At 71.7% G+C, this 15332-nt stretch carries 16 protein-coding genes and 1 pseudogene; 8 read left to right on the plus strand and 9 right to left on the minus strand.

Going from position 1 to position 15332, the window contains the following annotated elements; genetic code table 11:
• The first annotated feature begins 185 nt into the window (after positions 1-185).
• Together ACTWPV_RS25985 and pip are read left to right on the plus strand one after the other, a co-directional pair.
• A complete protein-coding gene (locus ACTWPV_RS25985; RefSeq protein WP_443153776.1) occupies positions 186-758 on the plus strand; it encodes a hypothetical protein in 573 nt (190 codons plus the stop codon).
• Positions 759-777: 19 nt separating this feature from the next.
• Positions 778-1737 (plus strand): prolyl aminopeptidase, encoded by a 960-nt coding sequence (pip, locus tag ACTWPV_RS25990; RefSeq protein WP_347643751.1) that lies wholly within the window; start codon positions 778-780, stop codon positions 1735-1737.
• Here the strand turns inward: pip and ACTWPV_RS25995 are convergent.
• Complete coding sequence (locus ACTWPV_RS25995; RefSeq protein ID WP_347643750.1) at positions 1703-2251, minus strand: phosphatase PAP2 family protein; 549 nt, start codon at positions 2249-2251, stop codon at positions 1703-1705. The two genes, pip and ACTWPV_RS25995, sit on opposite strands and share 35 nt — an antisense overlap.
• Positions 2252-2444: 193 nt before the next feature.
• Here ACTWPV_RS25995 and ACTWPV_RS26000 point away from each other — a divergent pair, with 193 nt between their 5' ends.
• Positions 2445-3239, plus strand: coding sequence for a universal stress protein (locus ACTWPV_RS26000; protein WP_443153777.1), 795 nt, complete (start codon positions 2445-2447; stop codon positions 3237-3239).
• Here the strand turns inward: ACTWPV_RS26000 and ACTWPV_RS26005 are convergent.
• Together ACTWPV_RS26005 and ACTWPV_RS26010 are read right to left on the minus strand one after the other, a co-directional pair.
• Positions 3236-4351 carry a glycosyltransferase gene (locus ACTWPV_RS26005; RefSeq protein WP_443153778.1) on the minus strand — a complete coding sequence of 372 codons (1116 nt, stop codon included), beginning with the start codon at positions 4349-4351 and terminating at the stop codon, positions 3236-3238. The genes ACTWPV_RS26000 and ACTWPV_RS26005 overlap by 4 nt on opposite strands.
• Positions 4348-5301, minus strand: a complete 954-nt coding sequence (locus ACTWPV_RS26010; protein WP_443153779.1) for a glucosyl-3-phosphoglycerate synthase — start codon at positions 5299-5301, stop codon at positions 4348-4350. The genes ACTWPV_RS26005 and ACTWPV_RS26010 overlap by 4 nt, the downstream gene beginning before the upstream one ends.
• A gap of 129 nt (positions 5302-5430) precedes the next feature.
• Here ACTWPV_RS26010 and ACTWPV_RS26015 point away from each other — a divergent pair, with 129 nt between their 5' ends.
• Positions 5431-6405, plus strand: coding sequence for a Gfo/Idh/MocA family protein (locus ACTWPV_RS26015; RefSeq protein ID WP_443153780.1), 975 nt, complete (start codon positions 5431-5433; stop codon positions 6403-6405).
• Positions 6402-7508, plus strand: coding sequence for a zinc-binding dehydrogenase (locus ACTWPV_RS26020; protein ID WP_443153781.1), 1107 nt, complete (start codon positions 6402-6404; stop codon positions 7506-7508). Before ACTWPV_RS26015 ends, ACTWPV_RS26020 begins: the two co-directional genes overlap by 4 nt.
• A gap of 57 nt (positions 7509-7565) precedes the next feature.
• Here the strand turns inward: ACTWPV_RS26020 and ACTWPV_RS26025 are convergent.
• The 3 genes and pseudogenes from ACTWPV_RS26025 to ACTWPV_RS26035 form a co-directional block, all read right to left on the minus strand.
• Positions 7566-8758: pseudogene (locus ACTWPV_RS26025) on the minus strand (MGH1-like glycoside hydrolase domain-containing protein); the annotation flags it as partial.
• Positions 8689-9474 (minus strand): sugar phosphate isomerase/epimerase family protein, encoded by a 786-nt coding sequence (locus ACTWPV_RS26030; RefSeq protein ID WP_347643744.1) that lies wholly within the window; start codon positions 9472-9474, stop codon positions 8689-8691. The pseudogene ACTWPV_RS26025 and the gene ACTWPV_RS26030, both read right to left, overlap by 70 nt.
• Positions 9471-10505, minus strand: coding sequence for a zinc-dependent alcohol dehydrogenase (locus ACTWPV_RS26035; RefSeq protein WP_443153782.1), 1035 nt, complete (start codon positions 10503-10505; stop codon positions 9471-9473). The genes ACTWPV_RS26030 and ACTWPV_RS26035 overlap by 4 nt, the downstream gene beginning before the upstream one ends.
• A 393-nt stretch (positions 10506-10898) precedes the next feature.
• Between ACTWPV_RS26035 and ACTWPV_RS26040 the strand changes: the two genes are divergently transcribed.
• Positions 10899-12071, plus strand: coding sequence for an ROK family transcriptional regulator (locus ACTWPV_RS26040; protein ID WP_443153783.1), 1173 nt, complete (start codon positions 10899-10901; stop codon positions 12069-12071).
• Positions 12072-12075: 4 nt separating this feature from the next.
• Here ACTWPV_RS26040 and ACTWPV_RS26045 read toward each other — a convergent pair whose 3' ends face one another.
• Positions 12076-12825: a helical backbone metal receptor gene (locus tag ACTWPV_RS26045; protein ID WP_443153784.1), complete on the minus strand. Its 750-nt coding sequence runs from the start codon at positions 12823-12825 to the stop codon at positions 12076-12078.
• A gap of 62 nt (positions 12826-12887) precedes the next feature.
• On the opposite strand from ACTWPV_RS26045, the gene ACTWPV_RS26050 reads away from it, so the two are divergent.
• A complete protein-coding gene (locus ACTWPV_RS26050) occupies positions 12888-13802 on the plus strand; it encodes a TIGR03619 family F420-dependent LLM class oxidoreductase (RefSeq protein WP_443153785.1) in 915 nt (304 codons plus the stop codon).
• Here the strand turns inward: ACTWPV_RS26050 and tpx are convergent.
• Entirely contained in the window at positions 13772-14272 is a 501-nt protein-coding gene (gene tpx, locus ACTWPV_RS26055; RefSeq protein WP_443153786.1) for a thiol peroxidase, read from the minus strand. The two genes, ACTWPV_RS26050 and tpx, sit on opposite strands and share 31 nt — an antisense overlap.
• Before the next feature lie 70 nt (positions 14273-14342).
• Positions 14343-15011 carry a hypothetical protein gene (locus tag ACTWPV_RS26060; protein ID WP_443153787.1) on the minus strand — a complete coding sequence of 223 codons (669 nt, stop codon included), beginning with the start codon at positions 15009-15011 and terminating at the stop codon, positions 14343-14345.
• Between the two features lie 5 nt (positions 15012-15016).
• Here ACTWPV_RS26060 and ACTWPV_RS26065 point away from each other — a divergent pair, with 5 nt between their 5' ends.
• Complete coding sequence (locus ACTWPV_RS26065) at positions 15017-15277, plus strand: hypothetical protein (protein ID WP_443153788.1); 261 nt, start codon at positions 15017-15019, stop codon at positions 15275-15277.
• Positions 15278-15332: the final 55 nt, after the last annotated feature.

Consider the following 15332-nt stretch of genomic DNA (forward strand, 5'->3'; position numbering starts at 1 on the left):
CTTGCGGTCTCTCCCCATGTTCTGTTCCCCTGCTCCCCCGGACAAGCCCGGACCCCAGTGATGACCTTGTACCTTCCCCCCATCGCCTCTTCATTACTCCGCTGAACGTTCACCCAGGTCAAAAGGGTGCGCCGCGCCCGCCCACCCGATGCGTGGGCGCGGCGGCGGTCCGACAAGATGGACGGATGAGCGTTGAGTTGATGGTCTGGGACGAGCCTGAGCCGATCAGCAGGGACCAGGCGCGCGCCACCTACCTGGCGGTCAAGCGGAGCGAGCCCGGCGGCGGTGACGTGCCGGCCGTGGCCGACGAGCTGCCGGGGCGGGTCACGCCCTATCCGGGGCACGTGCTGGTGACGATGGACCTCGACACGATGGACGAGCTGTCCGCCAAGGTGTTCACGGTCGCGCGGGCGCACGGGCTGGTCTGCTACGACCCCCAGCGCGACCTCGTGCACAACGTAGCGCCGCTGGGCGTCTACGAGGGCATGCAGCTGCACTCGGGCGACGGCCTGGTCGTCCACGACCCCGACCTGGCGTTGGTGCACGACGTGCTGGGCACGCTCTCCCCGCAGAACCCGTTCGCCGCCCTGGTGAACTTCGGCCGGCACTTCCTGCAGGTCTCCCCCGGCTACGAGCTGGAGTACAAAGAGGGCACGCTCGTCAGCACGACGGTGCCGGACCTGGCGCAGGTGCGGCAGGCGTTCCACGAGTACGCCACCGGCGACCGGTCGTTCCTGACCCGCCACACCTGGGCGTGAAATGGCAGGATCGGGTGGCATGAGAACTCTGTACCCGCCCATCGAACCGTACGACTCCGGCCTGCTCGACGTCGGCGACGGCAACCAGATCTACTGGGAGGTCTGCGGCAACCCGGAGGGCAGACCCGCCGTCATGCTGCACGGTGGCCCCGGCGGCGGGTGCAGTGCGAAGCACCGGCGGCAGTGGAATCCCGAGCTGTACCGGATCGTCCTGTTCGACCAGCGCAACTGCGGCCGCAGCCGGCCGCACGCCTCCGACCCCGCCACCGGCCTCGCCGCCAACACGACGTGGCACCTGGTGGCCGACATGGAGCGGCTGCGCGAGCACCTGGGCATCGACGCCTGGCAGGTGTTCGGCGGCTCGTGGGGCAGCGCGCTGGCGCTGGCGTACGCCCAGACGCATCCTGAGCGGACGACCGAGCTGGTGCTGCGCGGGATCTTCACCCTGCGCCCCCAGGAGCTGAGGTGGTTCTACCAGGAGGGCGCCGGCCAGTTGTTCCCCGACCTGTGGGAGCGCTACGTCGCGCCGATCCCCGCCGAGGAACGCGGCGACCTGATCGCGGCGTTCCGGGCCCGGCTGGAGGGCGACGACGCGCAGGTGCGGCTGGCGGCGGCCAGGGCGTGGGCGCAGTGGGAGGGGGCCACGGTCTCGCTGCTGCCGGATCCCGAGCGGGTGGCGGAGTTCGGCGAGGAGGAGATGGCCGTCGCCTTCGCCAGGATCGAGAACCACTACTTCCACCACGGCGGCTGGTTCGAGCCCGAGCAGCTCATCAGGGACGTCGGCAAGATCCGGCACATCCCGGCGGTGATCGTGCAGGGCCGCTACGACGCCTGCACGCCCATGGCCACCGCCTGGGACCTGCACAAGGCCTGGCCCGAGGCCGAGTTCCACGTGGTGCCCGACGCGGGGCACGCCTACTCCGAGCCGGGCATCCTGGACCGGCTCATCGCGGCGACAGACGGCTTCGCGCGAGCCTGACCGCGGGGGTGACGGCGCCCACCGCCAGCAGCGCGAACAACGGCGCGAGCACCATCCCGAGCACGAAGCCCGCGGCGACGTCGTGCGGATAGTGCACGCCGACGAACACCCGCGAGAACGCCATGACGGCCGCCAGCGGGAACACCACCCAGGCCAGCGCGCGCCAGACCAGCACGAGCGTGGCCGCCGCGCCCGCCGCGATCGCGGAGTGGTTGCTGGGGAACGACCAGTCGTCCAGGGGCGGGCAGGCGGCGATCGTCGCGACCCCGCCCCTGCACGGCCGGTCCTCCCGCACGATGAGCTTGACCATCTCGCTGACGATGTACGCCAGCACCACCCCGGCCGGGCCGGCGATCACGAGCGCCAGGTCACGTGCGGGCCCTCGCCACGCGCGCCAGGCCGCCACCCCGAACAGCGCCACGAACACGAATAACCCGGCGTCCGTGCCCACCTCGGCGAGCACGTGCAGCCACGCGGGCGTGGCCATGGCGAAGTCGACAATCTCGTCGTACACAGGCGTCCAATCGGTGAATGAGCGATGGACACGACCTTACGAACAGAGATCATCAGATGCCTCCATCATGAGGTGGAAAATCCGGAAAAGCCTCGGTCGAAAGACCGAGATTCTTCGTCCGGACGGGCAGCCGGCGGATCATGGTGTGGGGAGTGCCGCGTACTCCCTGGTGGGAGCGGGTAGGGAGGCAGTCGTGATCGGTGAGCACGTGATCGTCGGATACACGAACGACGCGGGCGGGCGCGACGCGCTCGCGCTCGGCGCCGCGATCACCCACCTCACCGGCGGCGAGCTCACGGTCGCCACGATCTACCCGCCGGCCAGCCCCGGGCTGGCGGTGGAGGCGCAGGCCAACCTGGCGCACGCGGCGGACGAGCTGGGCGAGGCGCAGGCCGAGTACATCACGTTCGAGAGCCGGGGCACGGGGCGCGGGCTGTCGGTGGTGGCCAGCAGGATCCGAAGTGACCTGATCGTGGTCGGCTCGGGGTCGGGCGGCCGGCAGGGCCGCATCACGATCGGCTCGACCTCCAACCACCTGCTCCACCTGTCGCCCGAGGCGGTCATGCTGGCGCCCGCCGGGCACGAGCCCGCCGGCGAGCTAGCCCGGCTCACGCTGGCCTACGTGCACCGGCCGCAGTGCGACGAGGCCGTCGAGCGGGTGGCCCAGGCGGCGCTGCGGCTCGGGGTGCCGCTCCGCCTGATCACCCTCGACCTGCGGACGGACGACCAGGGCAAGCTCAGGGACGACCTCGCGCTGGCCGTCCGGCTGGCCTGGGAGACCACGGGCATCGAGGCCGAGTCGGAGGTCGCCGAGGGCCACGACGTGGCCGCCGCGATGGAAGGCGTCGCCTGGCTGCCCGGCGAGCTGCTGGTCTGCGCGGCCGGCGAGGACGCGCAGCCGCACCGGGTGTTCCTCGGCGAGCTGGCCATGAAGGTGCTGCGGGCCGCCCCCTGCCCCGTCACCGTGCTCCCCCGCGGTTTCTCCTAGGGGCGCGTGACCTGCTCGTACAGCTCCAGGTAGCGCTCGGCCATGACGGACGGAGAGAAGCGGCGGGCGGCCTCGCGGCGGCACTCCTCCGGGTCCAGCTCGTCCACCCGCAGGACCCACTCGGCCAGTTCCTCCTCGGTGTCGGCCAGGAAGCCCGTACGGCCGTGGTCGATGATCTCCGGCAGGCAGCCGCGGCGCAGGCCCACCGGCGGCACCCCGAGCGCCAGCGCCTCGACGACGGCCGTGCCGCCGGGTTCGTCCCACTGGAGGGGGAAGAGGGCGGCCCTGGCGGAGGCGTACAGGTGGTCCCTGGCCTGGCCGCCCACCGCCCCGACCCACCGGACCATCTCCTCGTCGAGATAGCGGGACACCTGGTCGAGGTGGTAGCGCACGTCTGGGTGGTGGTGCAGCGGGTGGTCCGGGTTCTGGGCCACCACGTCCAGCTCGGCCGCGGAGTCACGGCCGCACACCGGGCCGGCCAGCACCAGCGGCAGCCCGAGCTTCTGGCAGATTCTGGCCGCCACGTGCTGGCCCTTGAGCCCGCAGATGCGGCCCATGACGATCAGGTGCTCGCCGCGTTCGGCCCGCACGTCGCCGTCGGCGAGCGGCGTTGCCAGGTGGATCGCGCCGAGCGAGGCCGCGCGCAGGGCCTCGGGGGCGCGGGCGAGCTGCGACTCGGACACGCCGTTGACCGCGATCGACGGCGGGAACGAGCCGTAGAAGGCCGGATGTTTGCGCAGGTCCCAGTGGAGGGTGTGCAGGACGGGCGGCCCGCCGAACGCGGACAGCACCGCGGGCCCCACCACCTCCAGGTGGTCGTGGACGAGGTCGATGTCGTCGCGGACGCGCAGCTCGGCCACCACCCTGGCCTGGTGCGCGTGGGCGATGCCCACGACCTGGTTGTACGGCTTCTGCAACTCCGGGAACCGGCCCTCGTCGTAGACGCGGACCAGCTCGTCCACCTCGAGCGTGCTCGATCCCGCGGCGGCCAGGACGACGCTGACGCCGCGCTCGCGCAGCGCCGGCACCAGCGTGGCGACGACGTTCTCGATGCCTCCGTATCCAGGGGGCGGGATGGAGAGCCACGGCCCCGCGTTCATGAGGACTTTCATGCCACATCTTCCTCCAGGACAAGGGAGGCGAGCGGAGGTCGCTCCGCCACGGCCACGTCCACCAGATCGGCCCGCCCTTCGAGCCCGAACTGCAACAGCGTGCGCGCCGGAGGCTCCGGCGCCAGCACGCGGTCCTGCCGTTCCAGGCGGGACCAGGCGGTCTGCAGGATCTGCCCGGCCATGCGGCCGAGCGCGTCGATCGGCTGGTGGGTGTGCGTACGGTGACCCAGGTCCACCTGGGCCATCGCGTCGAGCCCGACGAGCTGGAGCAGATCGACGAGGAGCCCGAACTCCACGCCGTACTCGGTGACGAAGGGCACCCGTTCGAGCACCTGGCGCCGCGCGGCGTACTCGCCGCCGAGCGGCTGGGCGAATCCGGCGAGTTCCGGCCAGAACATGTTGAGCAGCGGTCTGGCCACCAGCTCGGTCACGCGGCCGCCGGCGCCACGCCGCACGACCCCGTCCTCCCCCGTGTACGGCCGCTCGTAGGCCGCCTTGACGAACTGGATGCCGCGGTCGGCCAGCAGCGGCCCGAGCAGTCCCGTCACGTAGTGCGCGCCGAAACTGCGCAGGTCGGCGTCCACGAACACGACGAGGTCGCCGCGGGAGGCGGCCAGCCCCTTCCACAGTGCCTCCCCCTTGCCGGTCAGCGGCGGCAGGTGGGCGAGCACCTCGTCCTGCGCCACCACCCGGGCGCCCGCCCGGCGCGCGCGCTCGGCGGTCGCGTCGGTGGATCGGGAGTCGACGACGAGGATCTCGTCGACGAGCGGCGCCCGCTCGACCAGGTCGCGGCGGATCGCGGTGACGATGTCCCCGACGGTGCTCTCCTCGTTGCGAGCGGGCAGGACGACGCTCACCGTCGTGTTTCCCTTGGCCGGGATTAAGGCGTCGACCGGCCAGTCGGCCGCGGTGCTCGAGTGCGGGCCGTACCATTTCTGGACCTTGGACAAGGCGCGCAAATCTGTCTCCATGCCGTCAGCCCCGATCTCATGAGGTCACGGCATCTGCCCGATACAAGCGCCTATGAACATGTTTGTTTGATGGCTGCCTGATGTGGCATATGCGAGATTGTGTCCCCAATGACTCGCATCGGCATCATAGGCGCCGGAAATGTCGCCGCTCGCCACGCAGACGTGCTGTCCGGATTCCCCGATGTGACGATCGCCGGAATCGCCGACACCGATCTCGGCCGGGCCGAGGCCCTGGCCGCGCGGCACGGCGCCCCCGCCTATGGCGGCCATGAGGCCCTGCTCGCAGCCGGCGGTTTGGACGCCGTCTACGTCTGCGTGCCACCTTTCGCGCACGGAAACCCAGAATTCGATGTTTTGTCGTGCAATATCCCAATTTTTGTGGAGAAGCCGCTCTCCTTGGATCTCCGCACCGCGGAGAACATCTCCTCAGAAATCGACAGACGATCCCTGCCGTCGGCCGTCGGGCACCACTGGCGTTACCTCGGCATCGTCGAGCAGGCGCGCGACCTGCTGGCCGGCCGGCCCGTACGCCTCGCGCTCGGCCACTGGCTGGACAAGGTCCCCCCGGTCGGCTGGTGGCTGAAGGCCGGCATGTCCGGCGGCCAGATCGTCGAGCAGGCCGTGCACGTGCTCGACCTGGCCCGCCTCCTGGTGGGCGAGGTGACGATGGTGCACGCCGTGCCCTCCGAGAGCGACGGGGCGGCGGAGGACGGCGAGGTCGACCGGGCCACCGCGGCGGTGATGCGGTTCGCCGGCGGCGCGGCCGGGCTGCTGGCCACCTCCTGCCTGCTCGCCCACAAGCACCGGGTCGGGCTGGAGGTGTGCGCCGAGGGCATCGCCCTGGAGGTCAGCGAGACCCGGCTGCTGGTCGACGGCCGGCGCGTCATCGAGGACGACGGGCAGGCGAAGACACGGGTCGACCGGGAGTTCGTCAACGCCGTCCGGGGCGGGCAGGCGGATGTGCGGGTGCCGTACCACGAGGCCCTGCGCACGCATCGCCTCGCCCTCGCCCTCGCCCGCTCGGCCGCCGAGCGCGCTCCCGTGTTCCTCGAACCGAGCGACATCCTCGAGGTGACGCCATGAGCAGCACCCTCGTCAGCATCGAGGCGCCGGGCGAGGTTCGCCTGGTCGAGGAGAAGCTGCCCGACGTGCCTGAGGGCGGGTTCATGGTGGAGACCGTGTACAGCGGCGTGTCCGCCGGCACCGAGTTGACCTACGTCAAGGGCACCAACCCCTACCTGCACTCCAGCTGGGACCCGGCGCTCGGGCTGTTCACGGAGGGCGTGCCGTCGGTGGCCTATCCGGTGCGCGGCATCGGCTACATGCAGGTCGGACGCGTGGTCGAGGCGCGCACCCGGGCGGTGACCCCGGGGACGCTGGTCGCGATGTGTTACGGGCACCGCACCGCGTACGTGGCCGACCCGATGACCGACAGGTTCGTGCCGGTGCCGGACGACCTGGACCCGCTGCTCGGCATCTACGTCGCCCACATGGGCCCGATCTGCGCCAACGGCCTTCTGCACGCGGCCCACGACCTGCACGGCCCGGCCGTCAGAGAGCTCGGCGACGGCGTGCGCGGGCGGCGGATCGCGGTGGTGGGCGCCGGCGTGGTCGGGCTGCTGACCGCGAGTTTCGCCCTGTCCGCCGGCGCGGCCGAGGTCGTGGTCGTGGACGAGACCCCGGAGCGGCTGGCGGTCGCGGAGGCGCTCGGCGCGAACGTGCTGTCCGCCGGCGACGACCCGGCGGTGGTGCTGAAACGCCGCTGGCGGCACGGCCAGAACGACCGCGGCGCCGACGTGGTGTTCCAGTGCCGCGGCCAGCCCCGGGCGCTGGCTGCGGGGCTCAGGCTGCTGCGCCCGCAGGGCACGCTGGTGGACCTGGCCTTCTACACGCAGGGGGCGCACGAGGTGCGGCTCGGCGAGGAGTTCCACCACAACGGGCTGTCGCTCCGCTGCGCCCAGATCGGCCGGGTGCCGCGCGGCCTGGCGCACGCCTGGGACAGGGAACGCCTCTCGCACGAGACGATCCTCCTGCTCAGGGAGCGCGGCAGGTTGCTAGAGGACCACGTGATCACTGATGTCGCCGGCTTCGCCGAGGCTCCCCGGCTGCTCTCCGACCTCGCCGCCCGCCGCAGGCGGGCCCTCCAGGCCGTGCTCCGCCACGACGTCGAGGATGAGAGCCGCTGACCAGCTGAAGTCGCTGCAGCCGTGGCCGCGCAGCGTGAACGGGTCGAAGTATTCGCGGAACCCGGCGGTGGACACCGCGCCGATCATCCCTTCGGCGAGCGGCGCCGCCAGGTCGGGGCGGCGGTCCTTGAGACCCTGCCAGACGAGCCAGGCCAGGTTGATCCAGCTCGGGCCGCGCCAGTAGCGGGCGGCGTCGAACTCGGGCGCGGCCGGTGAATAGCTGGGCAGCACCCCGTCCTTCAGCGCGAACCGGTCGAGTGCGGTGCCGATCAGCGCGTTGACGATCTCGCGCGGCAGCTCGGGCAGCAGGAGCGGGGTCAGCCCGGCGGCGCTGCTGGAGCGGATCAGGCAGCCCGTCCGCACGTCGCGGGCGTGGAAGAGGCCGTCGTCGTAGAGGTGCTCGACCATGGCGGCGGTGACGTCGGCCGCCTCGCGCTCGTGGGGCGCGGCGTCGAGCCCGCACGCCTCGGCGATCTTGGCGAGGGTGGACTCGGCGACGCCGTACGCGGCGTTGAACAGCGGATCCTCGACCTGGAACGCGCCGGGGTCGCGGTAGCCGGAGTCGCGGTAGGCGCGGGCCAGCGCGACGTACCGCTCGTAGTCGCGGTCGGTGGGCCGCTCGTCGGCGCTGACGGCGTCGAGGTCCCTGCGGACGAAACCGGCGGTGCCCGGCTCGACCGCCTGGAGCGGCAGGTCCCAGGCCGGGCTGTTGTCCATGCCCGACTCCCAGGGATGCACGATCGAGATCAGGCCCTCGGGCGACCGCCTGGCGGCGCGCAGGAACTCCTGCTGCGCCACGAGCCGCGGGTAGATTCGGCGCAGGAACGCCACGTCGGGCTCGGCCAGGTGCGCCTTCCACGCCGCCAGCGCGTGGACCGGCGGCTGGACGAGGCCGGAGGTCGCGGAGCCTGACGGAGCCCGCGCCCCCAGAACTCGGGGCCGGGGAAGTAGGCGCCCTCGGGCACCACGGGGTTGAACACGATGTGCGGCACCCTGCCGTCACGCCACTGCGCGCCGAACAGCGACAGCAGCTCCGAGCGGGCCCTGCGCGGCGACCAGCGGGCGTTGCCGATGGCGACGAAGGCGGAGTCCCAGCTCCACTGGTGCGGGTAGAGGCGGCGGGAGGGGATCGTGTAGCTGCCGTCCCAGTTGCTCACCAGGACGCGCACGGCCGCGCGCATCACAGGTATTTCCTGATGAAGGCCGCGGTCTGGGGAAGGACGATCTCGGGCTCGCCGCGCAGCCGGCATTCGAGCGCGAGATAGCCGTCGTAGCCGACGGCGTCGAGCGAGGCCAGCTGCGCGCCCCAGTCGATGTGGCCGGTGCCGGGCTGGTTCCTGTTGGACTCGCTGATCTGCATGTGCGCGATGTAGGGGGAGGCCTCGGCCAGCGAGCGGCAGGGGTCGTCCTCCTCGATGTTCATGTGGTACGTGTCGCCGACGATCCTGATCGTGTCCATCGAGCAGTAGGAGACCGCCTCGGCCAGGGTGTTGACCATGTGGTTCTCGTAGCGGTTGAGCGGCTCCAGCATGATCAGCACGCCGTTGCGCTGCGCGTGCTCGCCGAGGATGCCGAGCGCCTCGGTCAGCACCTCGCGGTCCTCAGCGGCGCTGCGCGGCGGCTCGAAGGGCGGCAGCCTGCGCGAGAACTGGCCCCAGGAGGCGGGGGTCATGACGCCGATGCCGCCCAGCTCGCCGATCACCGTGAGCTGCGACCTGAGCTGCTGGATGGCGTCCTTGCGCTTGGCCGGGTCGAAGTCGCCGATGAAGTGCGGCATGTCCACGCACACGGTCGGCATGACCACGCCGTCGGCCAGCGCCCGCTTGAGCTCGGTCAGACGGCCCGCGAAGTGGAAGTCGCCCTTGCCGCGCAGCTCGATGGCGTCGAACCCGGCGTCGACCGCGAACGCGTACTTCTCCTGCAGCGTGCGGCCGGGAAGAAGCTGCTCCTGTACGGCGAGCTTCACTGTGCCTCCTCAAAGTCGAAGACGAGCTGGAGCACCTCTGACGGGTGCTTGTCGAGCAGGTCGTAGGCCTCGGCGGCCCGCTCGGCGGGGACGACGTGCGTGACGAGGCCACGCGCCTCGACCTCGCCGCGGTGCACGAGCTCCATGAACGTGCGCTGTAGGCGTTCGACGTCCCACCGGTGCGCCAGCCACGAGGCGACACCGCCGATCTGGGAGGAGACGAGCTGCACCTGGTTGTGGTGGAACTCCTCGCCCAGGCGCAGCCCCATGCCGTCGCCCTGGTAGAAGCCCGCGGCCACGACCCGGCCGCCCTTGCGCACGGTCCTGATCGCCTCCTGCAGGCCCTGGTGGGTGCCGCTGAGCTCGATAGCGGTGTCGGCGCCCGCGACGCGCTTGCGCATGAACTCGGCGACCGACCCCGAGGTGACGTCGAACGTCTCGGCCGCGCCGAACGCCCTGGCCAGTTCGAGCCGGTCGGCGATGGCGTCGGCGGCCACCACCCTGGCGCCGCTCAGCACGGCCAGGCGGGTGGCGAGCAGCCCGATGACGCCCTGACCGAAGATCGCGATCTGGTCGCCGAGGTGCACGTCGGCGGCGTGCACGGCGTTGAGCGCGATGGCCCCGACCCGGGCGAGCACGGCGCTCAGCGGGTCGGCGCCGGGCGGCAGCGCGTGGCCGACGAGCTTGCCGGCCGGGACGACGGCTTCGGCGCGGTGGCCCCAGATGCCCCAGACGATGCTGCCGACAGGGGGATCGGCGACGTCGGGCGCCGCCTCCACCACCTCGCCGACCTCCTGGTAGCCCCAGCCGGACAGCGGGTAGGCATGAGTGCGGCCGTCGACGAAGAGCCGTCGCTCGGTGTCCCACTTGCGGCTGAGGTAAGGGTTGGTGCCTCGATAGGCGGTGAGTTCGGTGCCCGCCGAAACCCCGGAGTAGATCGTGCGCACGCGCACGGAGCCCGGCACGAGATCGGCGGGCGGCTCAAGGTTGACGCTGACTTGGCCTGGCTTTTCAAAGGTGATGACGCGCATTCCCCACACTTACGCTTTTTGATCAGACAAAAGTCAAAGATTTAGTCGTTGTTTGCACACCCTAGTTGCGCTCGTAACAGTCGTAAGTCTACGACTCCGACCTGGGAGGTGGCTGATGAAATCGGGGTCCCTGACAACGTGTCTTCCGGAAAGCGACCTTACCGACATCGCTCGATCAGCGACAGCGCAAGGCTTCGAGGCTCCCGACGTGGCGGGCCGGCGGTCTTCTGATGACCGAAATAACATCAGAGTAGATCGTTTCGATGCCGCCGAATGTGATCGTGTCAGGCGTGTCTTCGCGGATACCGGACCGACGCTTTCCACAATCGCCTGCCGCGAGGACAATCCGCGCCCTCCGCAAGGGGCGCAGGTGAACGCCCGGCGCCGCGGCCCATGCTGACGGCAGGGCAGATCCTCCAGCTCATCCGCCAGGGCACCTGCCGCACGCGCAAAGAACTGATCGAGCACACCGGCCTGTCCCGCTCGACGATCACCGACCGGGTCGACCGGCTCATCGACGCCGGCTACATCCACGAGTCGGGGGTGACCGTCTCGGGGGGCGGGCGGCCGCCCTCGGTGCTCGCCGTGGACGCCACCAGGCGGCTGGTGCTGGTGGCCGATCTGGGCGCCGCCCACGCGAGGGTGGCGCTGACCGACCTGGCGGCCAGGCCGCTGGCAGAGGAGCGCACCGCGATGCGCATCGAGCTCGGGCCCGAGGCCGTGCTGTCGTGGGTGCGGCAGGCGTTCCAGCGCCTGCTCGACAGGGCCGGACGGGCGCCGGGCGAGGTGTGCGGGATCGGCCTGGACGTGCCGGGCTCGGTGGACCACGGCACCGGCCGGCCGATCAGGTCGTTCCTGATGCCGGGATGGGACGATCACCCGGTCGGGGAGGCCTTCGCCGCGGCCTACGACGTGCCGGTCATGGTCGAGAACGACGCCGACGCGATGGCGCTGGGCGAGTGGTGGTCGACGTGGCGGGACACGGAATCCCTGCTCCTCGTCAAGGTGTCGACCGGGATAGGCACCGGCATCGTACTCGACGGGTCGATCTATCGCGGCGTCGGGGACGCCGCGGGCAATCTTGGGCACGTGCGGCTGCACGAGAGCGACGACCGCGTCTGCACCTGCGGCTCGCGCGGCTGCGTGGCCTCGCTGGCCAGCGGCAACGCCGTGGCCGCCGGCCTGGGCCACGGGTCGAGCCGCGACGTCGTCCGCCTCGTCCAGGCCGGCCATCCCACGGCCATCGCGCGCACCCAGGAGGCCGGGCGCACCCTGGGCCTCGTGCTGGCCACGGCGGTCAGCCTGCTCAACCCGGGCGTGCTGGTGCTGGCCGGCGACATGGCCGACACCGGGCAGCACTACCTGACGGGCATCAGGGAGGTCGTCCACCTGCGCAGCCTGCCGTACACGACCGCGAACCTGGAGATCGTCACCACGTCGCTGGGCGAGCGGGCCGGGATCGTCGGGATGGCGGTCGTCGTCATGGAGCACGTGCTCTCCCCCTCCGCCGTAGACGCCGCGCTCGGCGTCCACGGGCCCGCCGGGCGGGGGCGAACGACGGGCTGACCGGTCAGCCCAGGGCGCGGCGGAGCAGGTCGGGCGCCTGCACGAGCGACGGGCCGTACCACGTGAGCAGGCGGCCGCTGACCAGGGCGCAGGAGAGCCCGGGGAAGGCCTCGGGCCCGTCGGTCGCGGAGAACGCGTACGGCTCGTCCGGCAGCACCACCAGATCGGGCCCGAGCCCGGCCAGCTCGGTCAGCGGGATCCTGGGGTAGCGCTCGGCGTGGCCCGCGTAGAGGTTGTCCACGCCGAGGCGCCGCAGCACGTCGCCGGTGAACGTGTCGCGTCCCACCACCATCCACGGCCGCCGCCAGATCGGCACGATCGCCGTGCGCCGCGGGCCCCCGGCGGGCACGCGCCACGCCCGCTCCGCCGCGTCCAGCCAGCCGGGCCGGTCGGTACGGCACGCGTACGCGAACATCCGGCCCAGGGACGCGAAGGCCTCGTCCAGGGTCTCGATCCTCGTCACCCAGACGGGGATGCCCGCCCCGCGCAGCGCCTCGATGTCGGGCGGGCGGTTCTCCTCGGCGTTGGCCAGCACCACGTCGGGCCGCAGCGCTCTGATCGCGTCGAGGTCGGGGTTCTTCGTGCCCCTGACCCTGGCCACGTCGAGGTCGGCCGGATGCGTGCACCAGTCGGTCGCCCCTGCCAGCGCCTTGGGCATGGTGGCCGCCACCGACTCGGTCAGCGACGGCACCAGCGACACGATCCGTCGCACGGTCTCCGGAACCCTCACCTGCACCCCGGTGTCGTCTTCCACAACACGAGCCTAAAGCGATGCGGACCCGTAGAATCCACGCCATGCGCTGGGAGACGACCTGAATGATGGACGTTGGGCTGGCCGTGCCGCAATACGGCAGGTTCGCCGCGCTGTCCAGCGTGTTGCGGGTGGCTCGGGAGGCCGAGTCGATGGGGTTCGCCGGCCTGTGGGCGGGCGACCGGCTGCTGACGCCGCTGCGGCCCAGAGACCGCTACCCGGGGGGCGACGGCCGGATCCCCGAGGCGCACCGGGTGTTCCTCGACCCGTTCGCGGTGCTCTCGGTGGCGGCCTCGGCGACCTCCGCCATCCGGCTGGGCACCAGCGCGCTCAACGCCTGCTGGTATCCCCCGGTGGTGCTGGCCCGCTCGCTCACCACGATCGACCATCTCAGCGGCGGCCGGCTGGACGTCGGCCTGGGGCTCGGCTGGTCGTCCGACGAGTACGCCGCCGCCGGCGTGCCCTGGCGGGACCGGGCGAGCCGCTATGACGCCACGCTCGACGCCCTGGAGGCGATCTGGCGCGACGATCCCGTCTCGTTCGAGCACGAGCCGTGGACGATCGTGCCCAGCCACATCGAGCCCAAGCCGGCCCGCCGCCCGCCGATCTATCTGGGTGGTTTCGCCGCACCCGCGCTGCGCCGCATCGGCCGCAGGGCCGACGGCTGGCTGACGGCCTCGCTGCCGATCCCGATGCTCACCGCGATGTGGCGGACGGTGCGCGAGACGGCGGAGCGGGCCGGGCGCGACCCCGGCGCGCTCCGCATGGTGCTGCGGACCAACCCCGAGATCGCGGAGACCGGCAGGCCTCCGTGGAGCGGCACGGTCGCCCAGATCTGCGACTATCTCGCCGCCGCGGCGGAGGCCGGGGTCCACGCGGTGATCATCGACCTCCAGCACACCGCCACGGGCGACGAGCACCTACTGGAGCTGGCCGCGGAGTTCGGGGGTCACTTGAGAGCGGCCAGCGCGCCCTCGTAGTCGGGCTCCTGCGTGATCTCCGGCACCAGCTGGGAGTAGACCACCTTGTTGTCGCCGTCGAGCACGACGACCGCGCGCGCGGCCAGCCCGGCCAGCGGCCCCGACTCCTGCGCGACACCGTAGTCGGCCAGGAACTCGCGGCCCCGCATGAGCGAGAGCGTGGTCACCTTGTCGAGCCCTTCGGAACCGCAGAACCGCTTCTGCGCGAACGGCAGGTCGGCGGAGATGCAGAGCACGGCCACGCCGGGGTGCTCGGCCGCCACCTGGTTGAAGCGGCGCACCGAGGCCGCGCAGACGCCGGTGTCGAGGCTCGGGAAGATGTTGAGCACCTTGGTCTGCCCGCCGAAGTCGGCGAGCGTACGCTCACTCAGGTCGTCGCCGACCAGGCGGAACGCGGGCGCGCTGTCGCCCGGCTCGGGGAAGGAGCCGCCTACGGTGATGGGGTTGCCCTTGAACGTGACGTCGGACATGAGTGCCTCCTGGTAGCGATGTTCGATTCACTGGATATCAGGTTGGGCCGGGGATCCACGAACCAGGGGGTCAGGCCCACCCGTGGCGGGCGGCGTGCCAGCCGAGTTGCGCGCGCGTGCGCACGCCCGCGAGGTCCATCAGAGCGCGCAGCCGCCGCTGGAGCGTGCGTAGCGACAGGTCGAGCTGGCCGGCCACGGACTCGTCGGTCAGCCCTGACAGCAGCAGGCCGAGGATCTTCCTGTCGAGCTCGGTGATCGCCGGCTCGGGCTGCTCGTCGAGCGCGCCGGAGGCGTCCATGCGAAGGGGGTAGGCCCGCTGCCACACCGCGTCGAACAGCGCCTCCACGGCGCTCAGCAGGCCGCTGCGGTGCAGCAGCACGGCCGCGGGCTCGCCGCCCGGCTCGGTGGTCAGCGGGACCAGGGCCAGCTCGCCGTCCGCCATGATCAGCTTGATGGGCAGCTTGTCCACCACCCTGACCTGCACGCCCCTGCGGACGGAGTCGAGGGTCATCGCGGCGACGCCGGGGGTGGCCAGCACCTCGCGCTCCAGCACGACGAGATATTCCACGCCGCGGTCGACGGCCTGGTCCTCGGCGGTGTTGTCGCCGGGCGGCACCGCCACGAAGGGCGCCGTGGAGAACGAGCGCACCTGCCTGCCCGCCGCCCACTGGATCTGCAGGAAACGTTGCCGTACCGGCTCCATGCCGGTCACGACCTCGATGAGGTCTCCGGCGGGCACGGTCGGTGGCCGCCATCCTGTGCTGCTCGGCCAGCGCGACGAGGGCCAGCTCCGCGGTGCGCAGCTCCTCCCTGCGCGCGGTGAGCAGGCCGCCGAGCGCGACCGAGGGCGGCGCGGCCACGTGCCGGACGGGGGTGCCCGCGAGCCGCGAGACCAGGCCGCGCCCGATCAGCGCGACGAGGTCCTCCTCGATCGAGGAGCGCGACCGGTCGAGGGACTCGGCGAGCTCGGTGGCGGCGCGGGGGCCGTCGATCAGGAAGCGGTAGACGGTGAGGATTTCACCGTTTCCGCCATGCCCGCGGGTAGGCCATCCGCTGGCGA

The organism is Nonomuraea sp. KM88 (assembly GCF_052245635.1).
Taxonomy (GTDB): Bacteria; Actinomycetota; Actinomycetes; order Streptosporangiales; family Streptosporangiaceae; genus Nonomuraea.